The following is a 19,676-nucleotide window of genomic DNA, read 5'->3' as shown; positions in this document are numbered from 1 at the left end:
GGAGCGGGCTTGCTCGCGAAAGCGGTGTGTCATTCAGCAAAAGTGTTGGATGTGATACCGCATTCGCGAGCAAGCCCGCTCCCACAATTGAATGGTGTGTTGGTTAGGTTTCTGATTGGAGTCTGGCAATGCCGTTACGCGAAGAGTGTCTGTGGGAAAAACTGACGCCACAAAGGCCCGACAATACGGCGCTCAAGGGTGAAGTGAAGGTCGATGTCTGTGTCATCGGCGCCGGTTTTACCGGGTTGTCGGCGGCAGTGCATTTGTTGGAACAGGGTAAAAGTGTCTGCGTGCTGGAAGCCCATCGCGCCGGTCATGGCGGGTCCGGACGCAATGTCGGGCTGGTCAACGCCGGGATGTGGATCCCGCCGGACGAGATCGAAGCCGGGTTCGGCGAAGCGGTGGGCAGTCAGCTCAACCGCATGCTCGGTGCGGCACCGTCCCTGGTGTTCAGCCTTGTGGATAAGTACAACATCGATTGCCAACTGCGCCGCGAAGGCACGCTGCACATGGCGCACAACGCCCGTGGCGAAGCCGACTTGCGCAGTCGTGAAGAACAATGGAAACGTCGCGGGGCGCCAGTTGAACTGTTGACCGGCCAAGCCTGTGAACAAGCGACTGGCACCAAGAAAATCGCCGCCGCGTTGCTGGATCGGCGTGCTGGCACTCTCAATCCGATGGCCTACACCACCGGTCTGGCCAAAGCGGCCATCGCTCTCGGTGGTCAGTTGTTCGATCATTCGCCTGTTACAAGACTTGAACGTCAGGGCCAACGCTGGTCGGTGCAAACGGCCCAAGGCTCGGTACTCGCCGAGCAGGTGGTGATCGCGTCCAACGCCTACACCGAAGGCGACTGGACAGAACTGCGGCGTAACTTCTTCCCCGGTTATTACTACCAAGTGGCCTCGGTGCCGCTAACCGAAGACGCAGCGCAACAAATTCTGCCCGGCGGCCAAGGCTCCTGGGACACTCGACAAGTATTGAGCAGTATTCGTCGGGACAAGGACGGGCGCCTGTTGCTCGGCAGTCTCGGCAACGGCAATCAGAAACCGACCTGGTTCTTGAAGGCCTGGGCCGATCGGGTTCAGCAGCATTACTTCCCGTACCTTAAACCGGTTGAGTGGGAGTGCACCTGGACCGGTTGCATCGCTTTTACCCCCGATCATCTGATGCGCCTGTTCGAACCGGCGCCCGGAATAGTGGCAGTCACCGGTTACAACGGCCGCGGCGTCACCACTGGCACAGTCGTAGGCAAAGCTTTTGCCGACTATTTGTGTAACGGAAATCCTCAGGCGCTACCGATTCCGTTCGCTCCGATGCAGCCGCTGGCGGGTGTTGGCCTGCGCAGTTGCCTGTATGAGGCCGGTTTTTCGCTGTATCACGCAGGCCAGTGCTTGCGGATCGTCATTTGATTGTTGATTTTTGTTGCTGGAAGCGGCGCTTTTTCGCGCAGCGACTAGCCTGTAATGGTGCGAGTTGTAGCAGTTGCGCACCAGCAGTGTGCACTTCGGTGACGCACGTTGTTACAGGCTGGTTGCACGTCGTTTAACGCCGCGGTTGCAATGATGGCGCATGCGGGTTGCGCCTTCAAAAAGAAAAGGTTTCACCTCCCGCGGTTTAGACGGTTGCACGCCCAATGAAAATGGGATCGAAACAGTCGAAATAACAATAAAGCAGCGACTTTTTTCAGAATAAAAAACCGATGGCACGGCCCTTGCTCTGAGCATTCAGAGAAGTCGCAGTGCCAACTAAAAAAAAACCTTGGAGCACCACCTCATGTCCCAGACGTTTTACAAGAAAGGCTTTCTGGCCCTCGCAGTGGCAACTGCTTTGGGTATTTCTGCGTTTGCACAAGCTGATGTGAAAATCGGTGTGGCAGGTCCAATGACTGGCGCCAACGCGGCATTTGGCTTGCAATACATGAAGGGTGCGCAGGCAGCGGCCGACGCTATCAACGCATCGGGCGGCGTCAACGGGGAAAAAATCGTACTGGTCAAGGGCGATGACGCCTGCGAACCGAAGCAGGCTGTGACGGTCGCCAAGGACCTGACCAACCAGAAGGTTGCCGGTGTAGTCGGTCACTTCTGCTCCTCATCCACCATCCCGGCTTCCGAGATCTACGACGAAGCGGGCATCATCGCGATCACTCCAGGTTCCACCAACCCACAAGTTACCGAACGCGGCCTGAGCGCCATGTTCCGTATGTGCGGGCGTGACGACCAGCAAGGCATCGTGGCCGGCGACTACATCGTCGACGTGCTCAAAGGCAAGAAAGTCGCGGTCATCCACGATAAAGACACCTACGGCCAAGGCCTGGCAGATGCCACCAAGGCTCAGTTGATCAAGCGCGGCGTGACCCCGGTGATCTACGAAGGTCTGACCCGTGGCGAAAAAGACTTCAGCGCCCTGGTCACCAAAATCCGCGCTGCTGGCGCCGACGTCGTCTACTTCGGCGGTCTGCACCCAGAGGCTGGTCCACTGGTTAAACAACTGCGTACCGAAGGCCTCAAGGACGTGAAATTCATGTCCGATGACGGCATCGTGACCGACGAATTGGTGACCACCGCTGGCGGCCCGCAATACGTCGACGGCGTGCTGATGACCTTCGGCGCCGACCCGCGCCTGCTGCCAGACAGCAAGACTGTGGTTGAGCAGTTCCGCAAGGCCGGCACTGAGCCAGAAGGCTACACCCTGTACGCCTACGCTTCGGTCCAGACCCTGGCGGCTGCTTTCAACGGCGCCAAGTCCAACAAGGGCGAAGACGCTGCCAAATGGCTGAAAGCACACCCGGTCAAAACCGTGATGGGTGAGAAGACCTGGGACGCCAAGGGCGACCTGAAAGTCTCCGACTACGTGGTTTACCAGTGGGACAAGGACGGCAAATACCACCAGCTTGAAAAACAGAAGTGATATGAACGTGTGACCGGTCTGTGGCGAGGGAGCTTGCTCCCGTTGGACTGCGCAGCAGTCCTGTTGTTGGGGATGCTACGCGACCCAGCGGGAGCAAGCTCCCTCGCCACAAAAATTGTGTTCACCGTTAGTTAGCTGACTGGTATCCGCCAGAAGGCCCGTCTGTCTTTTCTCGTAGAGCTGCACGTAACCGTGTTGCACTGGCGGCTGAACCCCGGTCCGTTGCAAACCGCTTCTGTGCAGTCTCTCAAATGCGTGAGATTGCGTTATGGATGGTATTTTCCTGCAGCAACTGGTCAATGGCATGACTCTCGGGTCTGTCTATGGCCTGATCGCCATCGGCTACACAATGGTCTATGGCATCATCGGCATGATCAACTTCGCCCACGGCGAGGTTTACATGATTTCCGCTTACCTCGCGGCAATCAGTCTGGCTCTGCTGGCTTACTTCGGTATTGAATCCTTCCCTCTGCTGATGCTCGGCACACTGATCTTCACCATCGTCGTCACGGCGGTGTATGGCTGGGTCATCGAGCGTGTCGCCTACAAACCGCTGCGCAACTCCACACGACTGGCACCGCTGATCAGCGCCATCGGTATTTCGCTGATCCTGCAAAACTATGCACAGATCGCCCAGGGCGCTCGCCAACAGGGTGTTCCGACACTGCTGACCGGTGCATGGCGCGTCGACATAGGCACTGGCTTCGTCCAGCTCACCTACACCAAAATCTTCATTCTGGTCGCAGCGTTTGCCGGTATGGGCCTGCTGACCTACGTCATCAAGTACACCAAGCTCGGCCGCATGTGCCGCGCTACCCAGCAAGACCGCAAAATGGCCTCGATCCTGGGGATCAACACCGACCGGGTGATTTCCTACGTGTTCATCATCGGTGCAGCGATGGCGGCCCTGGCCGGTGTGCTGATCACCATGAACTACGGCACGTTCGACTTCTACGCAGGTTTCGTCATCGGCATCAAAGCGTTCACCGCAGCGGTACTCGGCGGGATCGGCTCACTGCCTGGCGCGATGCTCGGCGGGATCATCCTCGGGATTTCCGAGTCGTTGTTCTCGGGCCTGGTGAATTCGGACTACAAGGACGTTTTCAGCTTCTCGCTGCTGGTTCTCGTATTGGTCTTTCGGCCTCAAGGCCTGCTCGGCCGTCCTCTTGTGTCGAAGGTGTAAGCGATGTCTTCAACCACTAAAAAAACCATTGATGTCAAAAGAAGCCTGGTTGACGCGATTCTTGCCGGCCTCGTTGCCCTGATTGTGTTCGGCCCGATTGTCGGTGTAGTCCTTGAAGGCTACAGCTTCAACCTGCAGCCGACCCGTGTGGCGTGGCTGGTCGCCATCGTCATGGCTGGCCGCTTTGCCTTGAGCCTGTTCCTGCAATCGCCCCGGGGCCTGAAAATCCTCGAAGGCTTTGAAACCACCGGCTCCGGGGTTCATGTACTGCCGCCCGATTACAAATCCCGTTTGCGCTGGGTTGTGCCGCTGGTGATCGTCATTGCCGTGGTATTCCCGTTCTTCTCCAACTCGTACTTGCTGGGCGTAGTCATCCTTGGGTTGATCTACGTGCTGCTGGGCCTGGGGTTGAACATTGTGGTCGGCCTGGCTGGCCTGCTCGACCTCGGTTATGTGGCGTTCTATGCCATCGGTGCCTACGGCCTGGCGCTCGGTTATCAATACTTGGGGCTGGGTTTCTGGACGGTGCTGCCGCTGGCGGCAATCACGGCGGGGCTTGCCGGTTGCATCCTCGGTTTCCCGGTGCTGCGTCTGCACGGCGACTACCTGGCGATCGTGACGTTGGGTTTCGGTGAAATCATCCGGCTGATCCTCAACAACTGGCTGTCCCTGACTGGCGGCCCGAATGGCATGGCGGCTCCGTTGCCAACCTTCTTTGGCCTCGAATTCGGCAAAAGAGCGAAGGAAGGCGGAATACCGTTCCATGAGTTCTTCGGCATCGCCTACAACCCGGACGTGAAGTACTACTTCATCTATGCGGTGTTGTTCCTGGTCGTGCTGGCCGTGCTGTATATCAAGCATCGCCTGACCCGCATGCCAGTCGGTCGTGCTTGGGAAGCACTGCGTGAAGACGAAATCGCTTGCCGCTCCATGGGCCTGAACCATGTACTGGTCAAGCTCTCTGCGTTCACCATCGGTGCATCGACGGCCGGTTTGGCGGGTGTGTTCTTTGCCACCTATCAAGGCTTCGTGAACCCGACCTCGTTCACCTTCTTCGAATCGGCCTTGATTCTCGCCATCGTGGTACTTGGCGGCATGGGCTCGACTATCGGCGTGGTGATTGCGGCGTTCGTGCTGACCGTCGCCCCTGAACTGCTGCGTGGCTTCGCGGAATACCGCGTGCTGTTGTTCGGCGTGTTGATGGTGTTGATGATGATCTGGCGACCACGCGGCCTGATTCGGATCAGCCGTACCGGTGTGACCCCGCGTAAAGGAGTAGCGCCATGAGCGAAGTCGTACTCTCGGTCGAGAAGCTGATGATGCACTTCGGCGGCATCAAGGCGCTGAGCGATGTCAGCCTGAAGGTCAAACGCAACTCGATCTTCGCCCTGATCGGCCCCAACGGTGCCGGCAAGACCACGGTGTTCAACTGCCTGACCGGGTTCTACAAGGCCTCGGGCGGCAAGATCGAACTCAATGTGCGTGGCGAGCAGACTAACGTCATCAAACTGTTGGGTGAGTCGTTCAAGCCGGTCGATTTCGTCTCGCCGAAATCCTTCCTTAGCCGGCTGTACTACAAAATGTTCGGCGGCACCCACCTGGTGAACCGTGCCGGCCTGGCCCGCACGTTCCAGAACATTCGCCTGTTCAAGGAAATGTCGGTGCTGGAAAACCTGCTGGTGGCCCAGCACATGTGGGTCAACCGCAACATGTTGGCCGGCATCCTCAACACCAAGGGTTACCGCAAGGCCGAAAGCGATGCGCTGGACCACGCCTTCTACTGGCTGGAAGTGGTGGACCTGGTGGACTGCGCCAACCGTCTGGCCGGCGAACTGTCCTACGGGCAGCAACGTCGTCTGGAAATCGCCCGGGCCATGTGCACGCGGCCGCAGATCATCTGCCTCGACGAACCGGCCGCCGGCCTCAACCCTCAGGAAACCGAAGCGCTGAGCGCGATGATCCGGCTGCTGCGCGACGAGCACGATCTGACCGTGGTGCTGATCGAACACGACATGGGCATGGTTATGAGTATTTCCGACCACATCGTGGTTCTGGACCACGGCATCGTCATCGCCGAGGGCGGACCTGATGCGATTCGCAACGATCCGAAAGTGATTGCGGCCTACCTGGGCGCCGATGAAGAGGAGTTGGTATGAGTCAACCGATCCTCGAACTCAAGGAGCTGGACGTGTTCTACGGGCCGATCCAGGCCCTGAAGAAAGTCTCGCTGTACATCAACGAAGGCGAAACCGTCAGCCTGATTGGCTCCAACGGTGCCGGCAAGTCGACCCTGCTGATGTCGATCTTCGGCCAGCCCCGGGCGGCTGACGGGCAGATCATCTATCAGGGTGTGGACATTACCCACAAGTCGTCCCACTACATCGCGTCCCACGGCATTGCGCAGTCGCCGGAAGGCCGACGGGTGTTCCCTGACATGACCGTCGAGGAAAACCTGCTGATGGGCACCATCCCGATTGGCGACAAGTACGCCAAAGAAGACATGCAGCGCATGTTCGAGCTGTTTCCACGGCTCGAAGAGCGGCGTACCCAGCGGGCCATGACCATGTCCGGCGGCGAGCAGCAAATGCTCGCCATCGCCCGGGCATTGATGAGCCGACCCAAGTTGTTATTGCTCGATGAGCCGAGCCTGGGGCTGGCGCCGATTGTGGTGAAACAGATCTTCTCGACCCTGCGGGAACTGGCGAAGACCGGGATGACTATCTTCCTGGTCGAGCAGAACGCCAACCACGCGCTCAAGCTGTCTGACCGAGCGTACGTGATGGTCAACGGCGAGATCCGCCTCACAGGCACCGGCAAGGAGCTGCTGGTGAACGAGGAGGTGCGTAACGCCTATCTCGGCGGGCATTGATTCGCTGCTGAACTATCCACAGCCTCGACGAGCAATCGCCGGGGCTTTTTTACATCCCCAAAACACCACTAATTAATGTGGGAGTGAGCCTGTTCGCGATAGCGGCGGATCAGTCACTGCAACTTTGACTGACCTACCGCTATCGCGAGCAGGCTCACTCCCACAGGTATCTCCAACAGGTGTTTCTGTGTGCTTTCTGGAAATTGTGGAAAACAATATTCACAAGCTCTCAAACCGCGACATAAAGCCGCTGCAAATAGTTGTTTTGTCACGGTTTTGACTTGTCCCCGTTTGCTGTGGAGCTGGCTGTGAATAACGTGGGAGTAGCTGGCTGAGCGCCTTTGAAACCGTGGCTTGCAGAGTTGTGGTTGTTTTTTGATCAGTCGTTTTTGCCGGACCATGAGTCGGCGTTGTCAACCTTTTTGTTGTCAGCAAAAACGGCCGGATTCACCGTGCGCCGGCCTGTGGATAAGTCTGTGGTTAAACTCTGGAAAGACTCGGCTGAGGGCCGTCGTTACTGGCTTGGCGCCATCGTCGGATTACCCGGTGGATCGTGCAAAATGCCATGGGCTACACGGTGGGCTCTTGAGGGTCAAGCAAAAAACTTTCTGACCTGCTCGCAAAGCCTTGTGCACAGCGGCTCGCGCTGTTTTGCACTTGCCCCCAAAGACTGTGGACCGGCCTGTGGATAACGTGCGCGCACATGGCTACAAGCGAGGCCTGGCAAGGGCTGGCGGCAGGTGAGTGTTTTTTGTACAGATAAGATGAATAAATCTTCATTTTGCCGATTTTACGTTCGGATACTCTGCGCGCATCGCCCCACAGCCGGTGGGGTCTTTGTCAGTGGAAGACCTGGAGCAACTGCATGACCGATAGTCCCGCTTTTGTTCCAGAAGATGTTCCCGTAGAACCCGGCAGCCCGATGCGCCGGTGGCGTCAACGGATCGGTTACGACATGGCCGTGATGGACCTCGGAGGACGAGGCCTGGCCCTGATCGGTGGGCTGATTTTACTGGCCTGGATCAGTTCGGGTATCTATAAGGTCCAGCCCGACGAGCAGGGCATCGTCCTGCGCTTCGGCCGCTGGCAGCAGACCGCCGAGTCCGGTTTGCACTATCACCTGCCGTTTCCCGTCGAAACCGTACTGCTGCCAAAGATTACTCAGGTCAACCAGTTGCAACTGGGCAGCGGCAGCAGCACCCAAGGCTCGGCCAGCAATGGCGCTCGCGACAAACAAATGCTGACCGGCGATGAAAACATCGTCGAGGCCGACTGCACGGTGTTCTGGCGGATAAAAGACGCGCGTTTGTACCTGTTCAAGATCAGCGATCCTGAGCGCTCGGTAAAACTTGCGGCCGAAAGTGCCTTGCGCGAAGTCATCGGACGCACGCCGATTCAGGCGGTGATGTCTGATAAACGCGCGCAAATTGCCGATGAAACCCGGGACCTGTTGCAGCAATTACTCGACCGCGAGCAGGCCGGGATTCTGATCACACAAGTACAACTGCAACGGGTCGATCCGCCACCGCAGGTGATCGATGCCTTCAACGACGTGCAACGGGCGCGCGCCGACCAGGAACGTTCCCGTAACGAAGCCGAAGCCTACGCCAATGACATCATCCCCCGTGCCCGCGGTGACGCTTCGCGCATCACCCAGGAAGCCGAGGCTTACCAGGCTCAGGTCGGGAACCTGGCCGAGGGCGAGGCCAAGCGCTTTCTTTCGGTCTACAACAGCTACGTGCAATCCAAAGACGTCACCGCCTGGCGCCTGTACATGGAAAGCATGGATGAAGTCCTGAAAAAAGCCTCCAAGGTCATTATCGATTCCTCCGGCAAGGGCATGTCCGGTGTGGTGCCTTACCTGCCGTTGAACGATGCGGGCAAATCAGCCGCCAAGGAGGTCCGCCCATGAATCGGCTGATCAAACGACTGACGATGGTCAGTGCAGTGCTCGGGCTCTGGGCGCTGGGGGCTTCGGCGTATGTGGTGGATGAATCGCAGCAGGCGCTGATTATCCGCTTCGGCGCACCCATGGGCGTGGCCGGTGAGCCGGGCTTGAAGTTCAAGGTGCCGTTCAGCGATTCGATTGTGTTCTACGACCGCCGTTTACAGACCCTGGCGTCCCCGGCCGAACAAGTCATTCTGGGCGATCAGAAGCGGATCGAGGTCGAGACCTATAGCCGTTTCCGCATCAGCGACCCGCTGCGTTTCTATCAGGCCGTGGGAACGCTGGAGCAGGCCAACGCGCAGCTGACGCAAATGGTCAGTTCCTCGCTGCGTCGAGAGCTGGGCGAGATTCCGCTGCGCTCGTTGTTATCGCCGGCGCGTCGGCAAGAAGTCGCGATCATCGAGAAAGACGTCGCCGACAAGGCCCTGTCATTGGGTATCGAGGTGACGGAGGTGCGCTTGCACCGCGCCGATCTGCCGCTGGAGGCCAGTCAGGCCATTTATGACCGGATGAAATCCGAGCGCCAACGCGAAGCCAAGGAACTGCGCGCACAAGGGTTTGAGTGGGCCCAGCAGATTCAGGCCAAGGCTGATCGCGATCGCACGGTGTTGCTCTCCGAGGTCCAGCGTCAGTCGGCGATCACCCACGGTGAAGCGGATGCGGCAGCGAACCAGATCCTCTCGGCGGCCTTCAACAAGGACCCGGAGTTTTACAAACTGTACCGCTCGTTGCAGACGTATCGCCAGGCGTTGGCCGAGAGTCAGCCGATGCTGGTGTTGACGCCTGACGCGCAATTTCTCAAGCAGTTCCAAAGCGGGCCGGTAACCACCGGCGGGCGGTAGCCCGAACCATGAGTGACCTGTCCGCTGATCCCCCGGCATTCCGACAGCGGCTGGCCCGACTGCTCGCCACCATGGGCCCGGGGCTGGTGGTGATGATGGCGGACACCGAGGCCGGCAGCGTGATTACGGCCGCACAAAGCGGTGCGCAGTGGGGCTACCGTTTGCTGTTGTTGCAGTTTCTGTTGGTGCCGTTGATGTTCATGGCTCAGGAACTGACGGTCCGGCTGGGGTTGTGCACCGGCAAGGGCTATGTGGAATTGGTGCGTCAGCGCTTCGGCCGGGCGCTGGCGGCGGTCACGGCGGTGGTGTTGTTGCTCAGCTGTTTCGGTTCGCTGTTGACGCAAATGAGTGGCCTGGTCGGCGCCGGCAGTCTGTTCGGGATTCCCGGCTGGGTGATCTTGCTGACCCTGGTGGTGTTCATCCTCGGCATGGTGCTGACCGGTTCGTACCGCTCGGTCGAGCGGGTGACCCTGGCGGTGGGCATGTTCGGCCTGGCCTTCGTGGTCATGGCGATCAAGTCACAACCCGACATTCCACAGCTACTGCATGACATCACCCGCATGCCGCTCAACAAACCGGATTATCTGTATCTGGTGGCCGCCAACCTGGGCACCAGCGTGATGCCGTGGACGGTGTTCTATCAGCAATCGGCACTGATCGACAAAGGCCTGGATGCTACGCATCTGCCCATAGCGCGCATTGATACGCTGGTGGGGGCGGTGTTCTGTCAGGTACTGACGGCGGCCATCGTGATCGCCGCTGCCGCTACCCTTGGCGGGCACACCGCAGGGCTGGACAGCATCGCCCAGATCGGCCAGGCCTTTGGCGCGTTGATCGGCCCGACCTGGGGTCAGTTGGTGTTTGCCATCGGCTTGGCCGGTGGTGCGCTGGTGGCAACCATCGTGGTGTGTCTGAGTGCGGTGTGGGCGGTGGGTGAAGCCTTGGGCGTGCGCCATTCGCTGGAGCAACACCCGCTGGATGCGCCCTGGTTCTACGGCCCGTTTGCGCTGTTGCTGATCGCCGGGGCGGTGCTGGTGGCGTCCGGGGTGAACCTGATCCGCTTGTCGATTGCCGTCGGGGTGCTCAATGCCTTGTTGATCCCGCTGATTTTGCTGTTGTTGTTCTTGCTCGCGCGCGGCGTTCTGCCGGCGGAGCATCGCTTGCGTGGGCGTTATGCACGGGTGGTCGCGGTTATTTTCACGCTGACGTCGGTACTCGGGTTGTATGCCGGGCTCTGCGGTTCGCTGGGATGAAGTTGTGATGACGAAGGTTCTTGTCGGGAAACCACGCGATGTTATTTGACGGTGCGCTGCATGCGCTGAGTATGATTTTTGAAGTGTTCCTGCTGGACCTGATCCTGTCCGGGGACAATGCGCTGGTGATCGCCATGGCGTGTCGCGGCTTGCCGCCGGATCAGCTCAAGCGCGCGGTCATGATCGGCACCAGCGGCGCGATTATCCTGCGGGTGCTGCTGACGACGCTGGCGGGCTGGTTGCTGCTGGTGCCGGGGCTGAAGTTGATCGGTGCCGTGCTGTTGCTGGTGATCGCGATTCGGTTGCTGATCGAGGAAGAGGCGACGGAGGAGGGCGAGCCGCCAACTGGAGCGCTGTCGACTTTGGGCGGTGCGGTGCTCACCGTGCTCACAGCCGACTTGATCATGAGCATGGACAACGTGGTCGGGTTGGCGGCGGTGGCTCAGGGCAGCGTTTTCTATCTGCTGTTGGGGTTGCTGTTGAGTGTGCCGTTGTTGATGTTCGGCAGCGTGCAGATCGCCCGGTTATTGCAGCGTCAGCCGATGCTGGTGGTGATTGGTGCGGCGTTGCTGGGGTATGTGGCGGGTGATATCGCGGTGGGCGATCCGATCGTTGTCGGCTGGATCAACACTCAGTCGCCTGCGCTCAATCAAGTGGTGCCGCTGCTGTGTGCCGCGTTCGTGGTGCTTCAGGCACGGATTATCCGGCGTCAGCGTGCCCGCTTGCCGAGGCCCAAGGTCATTCGGCGGGTGGTGATGAATGTCGAGGTGATCAATGCCCAGCCACCATCGCTGAACAGCGCTGCTGTGATAGCGCCGCAAAAGAAGATCATCGCAGCGCCAGAACCGGCGATTGAGGTGATTGCCGCCGAGCCGAGTAGCCCGGCGCCTCGCCCGTCATCACGCTTTGGAGCGTATACCGGGTGGGTGACGGTAGTGGCCGGGCTGGCGGCTATTTTTCTGGTCGGGGGTGTGTTGTACAGCGTGGTGGAGGGGATGGCCGGGACTTTGCTGCCAACTGCGCAAAAGGATTTTGCCTACGTTTGCACCGGGGCGAGTACCACCGTTTACTACCGGCCCGGCGGTAGCTCGATTCGCATTGTGACCGGCGGCGGCGAGGCCTCGGGGTACGTCAGCTACAAGAAAATCCTTTGGCAGGACGCCGGGGTTGCCGTCAAACAATTGCACCTGACGCCGCCGAGCGAAATCGAAAAGACCAGCCCCACGGTAGTCACGCTCAGTGGTGGCAGCTTTGCGCAGATCGCCTGTACGCGTGGTCTGTAAGGTCGCTCAGCAACAGCGGGTTGCCGCTGTGCTCCGGGCCGGGCATGCTGGCTGCTGATTTTCTATTCCAATGGCTGCCGATCAGCCGAAGCAAGGAGAACACGATGTCCAACACCCTGTTTATCACCGGCGCGACCTCCGGTTTTGGCGAAGCCTGCGCCCGTCGTTTTGCCGAGGCTGGCTGGAAACTGGTGCTGACCGGTCGTCGTGAAGAGCGCCTCGACGCCCTGTGCGCCGAGTTGTCGAAGCAGACCGAGGTCCATGGCCTGGTGCTCGACGTGCGTGATCGCAAGGCCATGGAGGAGGCGATTGCCAACTTGCCGCCGTCATTCGCCAAGTTGCGCGGGTTGATCAATAACGCCGGCCTGGCACTGGGCGTGGACCCGGCGCCCAAGTGTGATCTGGACGACTGGGACACCATGGTCGATACCAACATCAAGGGCCTGATGTACAGCACTCGCCTGCTGCTGCCACGCCTGATCGCTCACGGTCGCGGCGCCGGTATCGTCAACCTCGGCTCCATCGCCGGCAACTACCCGTACCCGGGCAGCCACGTGTATGGCGCGAGCAAGGCGTTCGTCAAACAGTTCTCCCTGAACCTGCGTTGCGATCTGCAAGGCACGGGTGTACGGGTCAGCAATATCGAGCCGGGCCTGTGCGAGAGCGAGTTCTCGCTGGTGCGCTTTGCCGGTGACCAGGAACGCTACAACGCCACCTACGCCGGTGCCGAGCCGATTCAGCCGCAAGACATCGCCGACACTATTTTCTGGGTGCTGAATGCGCCGGCGCACATCAACATCAACAGCCTGGAGCTGATGCCGGTGAGCCAGACCTGGGCGGGTTTTTCGATTGAGCGTAATGGTGGCAAGGCGTAAGACCGAGTCATCGTTTTTCGCGAGCAAGCCCGCTCCCACATTGGATTTATGGTGTGTCTGCAATCTTGGACACAACACATTTCCCCTGTGGGCGCGGGCTTGCTCGCGAAGGGGCCCGAACTGGCAAAACAGCACATAAGGTAGACTCCTCATCCAACAACCCCACCGCACCCTGCGGTTTTCAAGGTTTTTAGAGGAGGCTACGTGAGTAACCGAGGTGAGCAGTCGCTGCTCAAACAATCGACCATTCTGATGTTCGCCGTGGCGATCGCCGGGATCGTTACCGGTTTTGTTTCAGGTGCCCAATCCATCCTGTTCGATGGTTTTTTCTCGTTGATCGCGACCTTCATCAAGGTCCTGATGCTGATCACCGCCAAGTTGATCGCCAAAGAAAGTAATCACCGCTTCCAGTTCGGCTTCTGGCACCTGGAGCCGATGGTGTTGCTGATCGAAGGCAGTTTCCTGTTTCTGATCGCGATCTATGCCTTTCTCAACGGCGTGTTCGGCATCATCAATGGCGGCCGCGAGATTGAGCTCGGGCTGGTGATCATCTACGCGGCGGTGTTTACCGTCGTCGAGTTCGCGTATTTCTTCTACGTTCGTCATCGCAACCGAAAGCTCAAATCAACGCTGATCCAGTTCGACAACATCAGTTGGCTGGTGGACGCGATGCTGTCGGTGGGTTTGTTGGTGAGTTTCCTGACGGCGCTGTTGCTCAAGTCCCAGGGTTATGGGCAGTGGGCGGTCTACGTCGACCCGCTGATTCTGATTCTGCTGGCGCTGAGCATGTTGGCGCCGGCGTTCAAGATCCTGCGCCCGGCGCTACGTGATGTACTGGGCATTGCCCCGGATCAACTGGACGACAAAGTGCGCCAGGTGATGGACGCGGCCAAGGTCGAGCATGGTTTCGACGACTACATCTCCTACGTGCAAAAGCACGGACGGGCGCGGTTTATCGAGATTCATGTGGTGTTGCCGGCGGATTACCGACTGGAGAACGTTGGGCAACTGGATGTATTGCGCGAGGAGATTTCCGCGAAGTTGGGCAAGGCGGATGCGGCGCGCTGGCTGACGATCAGTTTTACCGGGGATCGGAAGTGGATTGCGTGATGGATCGGTGATCTATGGGGAGGGGGTATTTACCTGTGGCGAAGGAGCTTGCTCCCGTTCGGGTGCGCAGCAGCCGCCTGCGATGTGCCCGAAAAAATGAGGGTCTGCTGCGCAGCCCAGCGGGAGCAAGCTCCCTCGCCACAAGTCAGCTCAGGTAATCAACTAGTCCGCGATAACAGGTCGCCAAGTGATACGGCGTGGTCGACGGCATGTCCTTGCGGCTGACTTCACCCTCCTCATCACGACACTCATACCAACCCCCCGCATGCAGGAAACGCTGCTGCAACGCCTGCAATTGGCGCAGCACCGCCGCTTCGCTGTCCGGCCGCAAGGTCAGGGCGCGCAGGTATTCGGCCTGCGCCCAGATGCGTTGAGTGCTGTCGCGAGGACGACGGGGGTCGCTCTCCAGATCGAGCATGGCTCGAACGGCGCCATTGTGTTCGACCACGCCCAACTGCTCGGTGTAGCTGAACGCCCGGCTCAGGGAGCGATGCAGTTTGCTGTCTCGCAGCAACGAAGAAGACTCCAGCAGGAAGTACCACTCGAACTGATGGCCCGGTTCGAACCAGTTATCCACAGCCCCCAGAGGTTTTTCCATCAAAACGCCTTCCTGCGGGACGACGAATTTCTTCTGCATCCCGGTACACAGCGCTAGCAAGCGGTGCTGCACGGCGATGTCTTCACGCACTGACAGGGTTGCGAGAAACGCTTCGGCCAAATGCATCAGCGGGTTCTGCAGCGGTCCGGTCTTGAGCGAAGACCAGTCACGGTCCAGGCACGCTTCGTACAGACCATCGTCCGTGGCGAAGCGTTGGGCCACGACTTCCAGTGCCGCGTTGAGCACCGATTCCACCAGTGGTTCGCGAACCTTGTCCCAGTAATGGGCGCAGGCGAACAGGATGAACGCGTGGGTGTAGAGGTCTTTGCGCTGATCCAACGGCGCGCCTTGCGGGTCGATGCTGTAGAACCAGCCGCCGTGCTCGGCATCGTGAAAATGCTGCTGCAAGGAACGGAACAGCGCCGCCGCCCGGACTTCGGCCTCCGGCACCTGGCCGATCAGGCTCGAAAAAAGATACAGCTGACGGGCGCAGGCCATGGCGCGATAGCGCTGCGGTGGCAGCGGTTGATGCTCAGCGTCCAGCGCCTCATAGGGCAACGCCATGTCGGTGTTCCAGCCGGGGCCTTGCCAGAGCGGCACGATGACGTCCTGGAAATGCTGTTGCACCGAGGCGAACAGGGCGGTCAATTCAGGCTGGGAGGCAGAGCGGGAAGCATGCGGCATTGGCTGGCGTCGTCACGGCAGGGGCGATTGCGCGACATGTTAGCAGAGAGGCCGGCCCTAGAGAGCCGGTGTCTGTCAGGCCGCCATCGCGAGCAAGCTCGCTCCCACAGGGGAACGCATTCCAATGTGGGAGCGAGCTTGCTCGCGATGAGGCCAGAACTGGCAATAATGAATTCAGCCCGCCAACAACCAAACTCCGGTCGCTGCCGAAGCCGCCCCGACCACCCGAACCAACGGCGCCGCCGCCTGAGGCAACACGCGAACCATCGCATAACCGGCCGCATGCAACGCCGCCGTCGCCGCTACAAACCCGGCGGCATACGCCCAAGGGCTCGACATGTCCGGCAGTTCCAGACCATGTGCCACGCCATGAAACAGCGCAAACAACGCCGTCGCACCGACCGCAACCGCCAACGGCGGACGCACCGCCAACGCCACCGCCAGGCCCAGCGCCAACACCGACGCCGCAATCCCGCTTTCCAATGCCGGCAGGTTCAGCCCTTCAAAACCGAGCAAGCCGCCGATCAGCATAGTGCCGACGAACGTGCATGGCAGCGCCCAGCGCGCCGCGCCTTTCTGCTGCGCCGCCCACAAACCCACCGCGACCATCGCCAGCAGGTGATCGATGCCGCTTATCGGGTGGCTGATGCCCGCGATCAAACCGTTATCACCATGACCTGGGTGGGCGAAGGCGATGGCCGGGGTCAGCAGCAGGGCCAGGGTGCCCAGGATGCGTTTCAGTGTCATGGATAAGCTTCCTTGTTGATAAAAATTGAGCGTGATCAGGCTGCGGTCAGCAGGCCCTGGCGTTCGATGAAGGCGATGATTTCTTCCAGGCCCAGGCCGATCTTCTGGTTGCTGAAGACGAACGGCTTGCCGTTGCGCATGCGTTTGGTGTCGCTGTCCATCAACTCCAGCGAGGCGCCCACCAGCGGCGCGAGATCGACCTTGTTGATCACCAGCAAATCGGATTTGCAAATCCCCGGCCCGCCCTTGCGCGGCAACTTGTCGCCAGCGGAAACGTCGATTACATAGATGGTCAAGTCGGACAGCTCCGGGCTGAAGGTCGCCGACAGGTTGTCGCCACCGGACTCGACAATAATCAGGTCCAGCCCCGGAAAGCGCCGGTTCAGTTGATCGACTGCTTCGAGGTTGATCGAGGCGTCTTCGCGGATCGCCGTGTGCGGGCAGCCGCCGGTTTCGACGCCGATGATGCGTTCCGGTGCCAGGGCTTCGTTGCGCACCAGAAAGTCAGCGTCTTCGCGGGTGTAGATGTCGTTAGTCACGACCGCCAGGTTGTAGCGATCACGTAGCGCCAGGCACAGGGCCAGGGTCAGGGCGGTTTTACCGGAACCGACCGGGCCGCCGATGCCGACGCGCAGAGGTTGTGTGTTCATGCTGCTTCTCCAAATAAAAGGCCCAAAATAAAAGGCCCTAGGAACGGAACAGACGGCTGTACTGGCGCTCATGGGCCATGCACGCCAGGGACAGGCCGAAAGCGGCGCTGCCATAGTGTTCGGGATTGATTCGGGTAGCGTGTAGCTGCGCCTCTTGTAGCAACGGCAGCAATTGACTGGTCAGGCGTTGCGCGGCCTGCTGGCCCATGGGCAGGGTTTTCATCAACACCGCCAATTGGTTTTCCAGCCAGCTCCAGAGCCAGGCGGCCAAGGCATCCTGCGGCGTGATCCCCCAAGCGCGGGCGGCCAATGCCCAGCCGAGAGCCAAGTGCGGCTCGGGACGTTGCTCGAGAAAAGCCCGGGCTGGCGCATCGAGTTCCGGTAAACCGTTGAGCAGTTGCTGCAACGAATAGCCCATCTGCCGACTTTCCTGATGCAGTTCGCGGGTTTCCCGGCTGGCGCGATGTTCTTCGCAGCGTTGCAACAGTTCGGCCCAGTTTTCGTCGGCGGCGGCCACGCAATGGGCGAGCAACAACGGCGCTTCGAAACGCGCGAGGTTCAGCAGCAACTGATCACTGATCCAGCGTCGCGCGCTATCAGCATCATTCACCCGGCCGTTATCCACCGCCATTTCCAGGCCTTGGGAATAGCTGTAGCCGCCAATCGGCAACTGCGGACTGGCCAGGCGCAGCAGCGCCCAGGCTGGGTTCATAAACGCACGCCGAACTGGTGCAGTTTCGGTGGGTAGTTGAAATCTTCGTCGCCGTGCCGCGAGTGGTGATGGCCGCCACCGTAAGCGCCGTGTTCCGGCTGGAATGGGGCTTCGATGTTTTCGACCTTGGCATCCAGCTGTTCGAGCATGGCCTTGAGTACGTAATCGTCGAGCAAACGCAGCCAGCCATCGCCGACTTGCAGGGCAACGTGGCGGTTGCCCAAGTGATAGGCCGCGCGGGTCAGTTCGAAGGCATTGGCGCAGGTGACGTGCAGCAATTGTTCGGGACGAGCGCAGACGCGCACGATTCGCCCGTCTTCAGCCTGTAGGCATTCGCCGTCATACAGCGGCGGCTGGCCGCGCTCTAAAAACAACCCGACATCTTCCTGCTCGGCACTGAAACAGCGCAAACGGCTTTTGCTCCGGGCTTCGAAGGTCAGGTGCAACTCGGCGGCCCAGACGGGTTGAGGGTCGATTCTGCGATGAATCACCAGCATCGGAAAGCTTCCAGCAGAGGACAATACTCAGGCTAGAGCAAGGGGCTTGCCAATCGGACAAGACGTAGGAAAACCCTGTCGGAGCTTAGTGGTTGTTGCAAGATGTTGCAGACTTTTGAGTCATGTTGGTGCATGTAAGATTTTTCATGCACCAATGTGGGAGCGGGCTTGCTCGCGAAGGCGGTGTGTCAGGCGAAATTGATATCGACTGACGCACCGCCTTCGCGATGTAGAAACGGACACATCCTTTACGATTGAAACCGGGGACATCCTTTACGTTTCTGTTGGCTTGAAAGGCGGCTTTCGCCGCTTTTCAGCCTGCCTAAAAGGTAGTTGCAGAGGTAAATATCCCAAACATCATCGTCTACTTCCTTGAGTCCTAGCGCCTCACCTGCCAAGGATTCACTGACGAAAATCATCTTGCCTTTCCATTTCATCGACCCATTCTGCCTGACCATGCGGATCGTCATGTCCGAAGCGTAATCGGCCTCAGGCACGCGTCCGTCGTACTGCCGTTTTGACGGCTCATAGAGGTCCGCAGGAACTTTCATCTCTAAAGCCTTGTGAGGCCGTACGTAATTGAACTCTTGTCGAAACTGTTCGAATGCCAACTGTTGTTCCACCAGGTTACGTTCAGGTGCATGAAGCAATGCAGCCTTGAGCGTTCGATGCATGCGTTCATGACGGCCATTCTGGTCAGGTCGCCCCGGCTGAATTCGTTCTGGGTAGATCCCTAAACGTATCCACCACGCCGCCAGACTGGAGATGCGTGAAATGCCGGTGGAGGCAAAGGGGGAGCCGTTATCCGTGCGGATCACGTCAGGCAAGCCGTACTCCCGAAACGCCCAGTCAAAACCCTCGCGGGCGCCGGCAACACTGCTTTGCGCTCTGCACAGCAATAGAAATCGACTGACGTGATCAGTAATTGTCAGTGGGTAACAACGTTGGCCGTTCTGAAGCGCGAAGTCACCTTTAAAATCCGCTGCCCATGTCTGATTAGGCGAAGTGGCGTCGCGCAGCGGATTTTTTCCTGCTGGTGGGCGATTGAGGAAGCGCCGTTTTTGCACCAGGCCTGCTCGCTTAAGCCACTCGCCTGCCGTGCTGACCGTTGGCCAAGACAACTCTGGATGATCGATTTTAAGGTTATGCACCAGTTTTTCAGGTCCCCAGCTGTGATGCTCGCGCTTGTACGCGATTAGCAACTCAAGCACCTCGTCGCTGATTTTGAAAGGGCTCGTATGCGGGCGCCGTGACAGCTCCTTTAGCCCATCAATGCCATGTGCCTCGTAGCGTGCAAGCCATTTGTCCAAAGTGGGTCGGCTGAGCCCGTAGTGATGGGCCAGCTCGCTTTTGGAATGGCTGCCTTGCAGCCAGTCGCCTATGAGTTTGATTCGTTGATCCATTGGAGACTCTTGATTCCAGGGCATGGTCAGGTACCTCCTGACCGTATTTCACACCTGTAAAGGATGTCTCCGGTTTAAAACGTAAAGGATGTCTCCGGTTTCTACCCGAGCA

Annotated in this window: 18 protein-coding genes; 12 read left to right on the top strand and 6 right to left on the bottom strand. The window is 59.2% G+C overall.

Annotation, left to right across the window (positions count from 1 at the left end):
* Positions 1–128 precede the first annotated feature (128 nt).
* The 12 genes from amaA to AC1MEW_RS00120 all read left to right on the top strand — a co-directional run bounded on the left by amaA (position 129) and on the right by AC1MEW_RS00120 (position 14,273).
* Positions 129–1,412: an L-pipecolate oxidase gene (gene amaA / locus AC1MEW_RS00175; RefSeq protein WP_322270409.1), complete on the top strand. Its 1,284-nt coding sequence runs from the start codon at positions 129–131 to the stop codon at positions 1,410–1,412.
* 364 nt (positions 1,413–1,776) lie between these two features.
* On the top strand, positions 1,777–2,910 hold the full coding sequence (locus tag AC1MEW_RS00170; RefSeq protein WP_201200169.1) for a branched-chain amino acid ABC transporter substrate-binding protein: 1,134 nt from the start codon (positions 1,777–1,779) through the stop codon (positions 2,908–2,910).
* A 268-nt stretch (positions 2,911–3,178) separates the two neighbouring features.
* The gene (locus tag AC1MEW_RS00165; RefSeq protein WP_201189469.1) at positions 3,179–4,093 is read left to right on the top strand and encodes an ABC transporter permease subunit; all 915 of its coding nucleotides are present in this window, start codon (positions 3,179–3,181) and stop codon (positions 4,091–4,093) included.
* Positions 4,094–4,096: 3 nt separating this feature from the next.
* Positions 4,097–5,380 (top strand): high-affinity branched-chain amino acid ABC transporter permease LivM, encoded by a 1,284-nt coding sequence (gene livM / locus AC1MEW_RS00160; protein ID WP_201200171.1) that lies wholly within the window; start codon positions 4,097–4,099, stop codon positions 5,378–5,380.
* Positions 5,377–6,249 carry an ABC transporter ATP-binding protein gene (locus AC1MEW_RS00155; RefSeq protein ID WP_201189466.1) on the top strand — a complete coding sequence of 291 codons (873 nt, stop codon included), beginning with the start codon at positions 5,377–5,379 and terminating at the stop codon, positions 6,247–6,249. The genes livM and AC1MEW_RS00155 overlap by 4 nt, the downstream gene beginning before the upstream one ends.
* Positions 6,246–6,962 carry an ABC transporter ATP-binding protein gene (locus tag AC1MEW_RS00150; protein WP_201200173.1) on the top strand — a complete coding sequence of 239 codons (717 nt, stop codon included), beginning with the start codon at positions 6,246–6,248 and terminating at the stop codon, positions 6,960–6,962. Before AC1MEW_RS00155 ends, AC1MEW_RS00150 begins: the two co-directional genes overlap by 4 nt.
* An 865-nt stretch (positions 6,963–7,827) precedes the next feature.
* The gene (gene hflK, locus AC1MEW_RS00145) at positions 7,828–8,874 is read left to right on the top strand and encodes an FtsH protease activity modulator HflK (protein ID WP_201255686.1); all 1,047 of its coding nucleotides are present in this window, start codon (positions 7,828–7,830) and stop codon (positions 8,872–8,874) included.
* On the top strand, positions 8,871–9,752 hold the full coding sequence (gene hflC, locus AC1MEW_RS00140) for a protease modulator HflC (protein ID WP_201255685.1): 882 nt from the start codon (positions 8,871–8,873) through the stop codon (positions 9,750–9,752). Before hflK ends, hflC begins: the two co-directional genes overlap by 4 nt.
* Before the next feature lie 8 nt (positions 9,753–9,760).
* Positions 9,761–11,005, top strand: a complete 1,245-nt coding sequence (locus AC1MEW_RS00135) for an NRAMP family divalent metal transporter (protein ID WP_322270411.1) — start codon at positions 9,761–9,763, stop codon at positions 11,003–11,005.
* 38 nt (positions 11,006–11,043) lie between these two features.
* A complete protein-coding gene (locus tag AC1MEW_RS00130) occupies positions 11,044–12,288 on the top strand; it encodes a YjbE family putative metal transport protein (RefSeq protein ID WP_480425107.1) in 1,245 nt (414 codons plus the stop codon).
* A 104-nt stretch (positions 12,289–12,392) separates the two neighbouring features.
* The gene (locus AC1MEW_RS00125; protein WP_201205114.1) at positions 12,393–13,163 is read left to right on the top strand and encodes an SDR family oxidoreductase; all 771 of its coding nucleotides are present in this window, start codon (positions 12,393–12,395) and stop codon (positions 13,161–13,163) included.
* Positions 13,164–13,367: 204 nt separating this feature from the next.
* Positions 13,368–14,273 carry a cation diffusion facilitator family transporter gene (locus tag AC1MEW_RS00120; protein ID WP_201200175.1) on the top strand — a complete coding sequence of 302 codons (906 nt, stop codon included), beginning with the start codon at positions 13,368–13,370 and terminating at the stop codon, positions 14,271–14,273.
* Between the two features lie 145 nt (positions 14,274–14,418).
* On the opposite strand, the gene AC1MEW_RS00115 is transcribed toward AC1MEW_RS00120, so the two are convergent.
* The 6 genes from AC1MEW_RS00115 to AC1MEW_RS00090 form a co-directional block, all read right to left on the bottom strand.
* Positions 14,419–15,555: an AGE family epimerase/isomerase gene (locus tag AC1MEW_RS00115; RefSeq protein WP_480425105.1), complete on the bottom strand. Its 1,137-nt coding sequence runs from the start codon at positions 15,553–15,555 to the stop codon at positions 14,419–14,421.
* 174 nt (positions 15,556–15,729) lie between these two features.
* Positions 15,730–16,302 (bottom strand): HupE/UreJ family protein, encoded by a 573-nt coding sequence (locus AC1MEW_RS00110; RefSeq protein ID WP_322270413.1) that lies wholly within the window; start codon positions 16,300–16,302, stop codon positions 15,730–15,732.
* A gap of 35 nt (positions 16,303–16,337) precedes the next feature.
* Entirely contained in the window at positions 16,338–16,952 is a 615-nt protein-coding gene (gene ureG, locus AC1MEW_RS00105; protein ID WP_480425103.1) for an urease accessory protein UreG, read from the bottom strand.
* A gap of 37 nt (positions 16,953–16,989) precedes the next feature.
* Positions 16,990–17,664, bottom strand: coding sequence for an urease accessory protein UreF (locus AC1MEW_RS00100; RefSeq protein ID WP_201200181.1), 675 nt, complete (start codon positions 17,662–17,664; stop codon positions 16,990–16,992).
* A complete protein-coding gene (gene ureE, locus AC1MEW_RS00095) occupies positions 17,661–18,161 on the bottom strand; it encodes an urease accessory protein UreE (RefSeq protein WP_054044075.1) in 501 nt (166 codons plus the stop codon). Before ureE ends, AC1MEW_RS00100 begins: the two co-directional genes overlap by 4 nt.
* Positions 18,162–18,409: 248 nt before the next feature.
* Entirely contained in the window at positions 18,410–19,588 is a 1,179-nt protein-coding gene (locus AC1MEW_RS00090; RefSeq protein ID WP_480424703.1) for an integrase core domain-containing protein, read from the bottom strand.
* Positions 19,589–19,676 lie beyond the last annotated feature (88 nt).

It is taken from the genome of Pseudomonas sp. ASL4, assembly GCF_056680395.1.
Note: the sequence above shows the minus strand (reverse complement) of the source record. Positions and strands in the feature narration are given on the sequence as shown.

Bases quoted from the DNA above. Each gene is read 5' to 3' on its own strand.
- amaA (WP_322270409.1), top strand. From the start codon at position 129: ATGCCGTTACGCGAAGAGTGTCTGTGGGAAAAACTGACGCCACAAAGG.
- AC1MEW_RS00170 (WP_201200169.1), top strand. From the start codon at position 1,777: ATGTCCCAGACGTTTTACAAGAAAGGCTTTCTGGCCCTCGCAGTGGCA.
- AC1MEW_RS00165 (WP_201189469.1), top strand. From the start codon at position 3,179: ATGGATGGTATTTTCCTGCAGCAACTGGTCAATGGCATGACTCTCGGG.
- livM (WP_201200171.1), top strand. From the start codon at position 4,097: ATGTCTTCAACCACTAAAAAAACCATTGATGTCAAAAGAAGCCTGGTT.
- AC1MEW_RS00155 (WP_201189466.1), top strand. From the start codon at position 5,377: ATGAGCGAAGTCGTACTCTCGGTCGAGAAGCTGATGATGCACTTCGGC.
- AC1MEW_RS00150 (WP_201200173.1), top strand. From the start codon at position 6,246: ATGAGTCAACCGATCCTCGAACTCAAGGAGCTGGACGTGTTCTACGGG.
- hflK (WP_201255686.1), top strand. From the start codon at position 7,828: ATGACCGATAGTCCCGCTTTTGTTCCAGAAGATGTTCCCGTAGAACCC.
- hflC (WP_201255685.1), top strand. From the start codon at position 8,871: ATGAATCGGCTGATCAAACGACTGACGATGGTCAGTGCAGTGCTCGGG.
- AC1MEW_RS00135 (WP_322270411.1), top strand. From the start codon at position 9,761: ATGAGTGACCTGTCCGCTGATCCCCCGGCATTCCGACAGCGGCTGGCC.
- AC1MEW_RS00130 (WP_480425107.1), top strand. From the start codon at position 11,044: ATGTTATTTGACGGTGCGCTGCATGCGCTGAGTATGATTTTTGAAGTG.
- AC1MEW_RS00125 (WP_201205114.1), top strand. From the start codon at position 12,393: ATGTCCAACACCCTGTTTATCACCGGCGCGACCTCCGGTTTTGGCGAA.
- AC1MEW_RS00115 (WP_480425105.1), bottom strand. From the start codon at position 15,555: ATGCCGCATGCTTCCCGCTCTGCCTCCCAGCCTGAATTGACCGCCCTG.
- AC1MEW_RS00110 (WP_322270413.1), bottom strand. From the start codon at position 16,302: ATGACACTGAAACGCATCCTGGGCACCCTGGCCCTGCTGCTGACCCCG.
- ureG (WP_480425103.1), bottom strand. From the start codon at position 16,952: ATGAACACACAACCTCTGCGCGTCGGCATCGGCGGCCCGGTCGGTTCC.
- AC1MEW_RS00100 (WP_201200181.1), bottom strand. From the start codon at position 17,664: ATGAACCCAGCCTGGGCGCTGCTGCGCCTGGCCAGTCCGCAGTTGCCG.
- ureE (WP_054044075.1), bottom strand. From the start codon at position 18,161: ATGCTGGTGATTCATCGCAGAATCGACCCTCAACCCGTCTGGGCCGCC.
- AC1MEW_RS00090 (WP_480424703.1), bottom strand. From the start codon at position 19,588: ATGCCCTGGAATCAAGAGTCTCCAATGGATCAACGAATCAAACTCATA.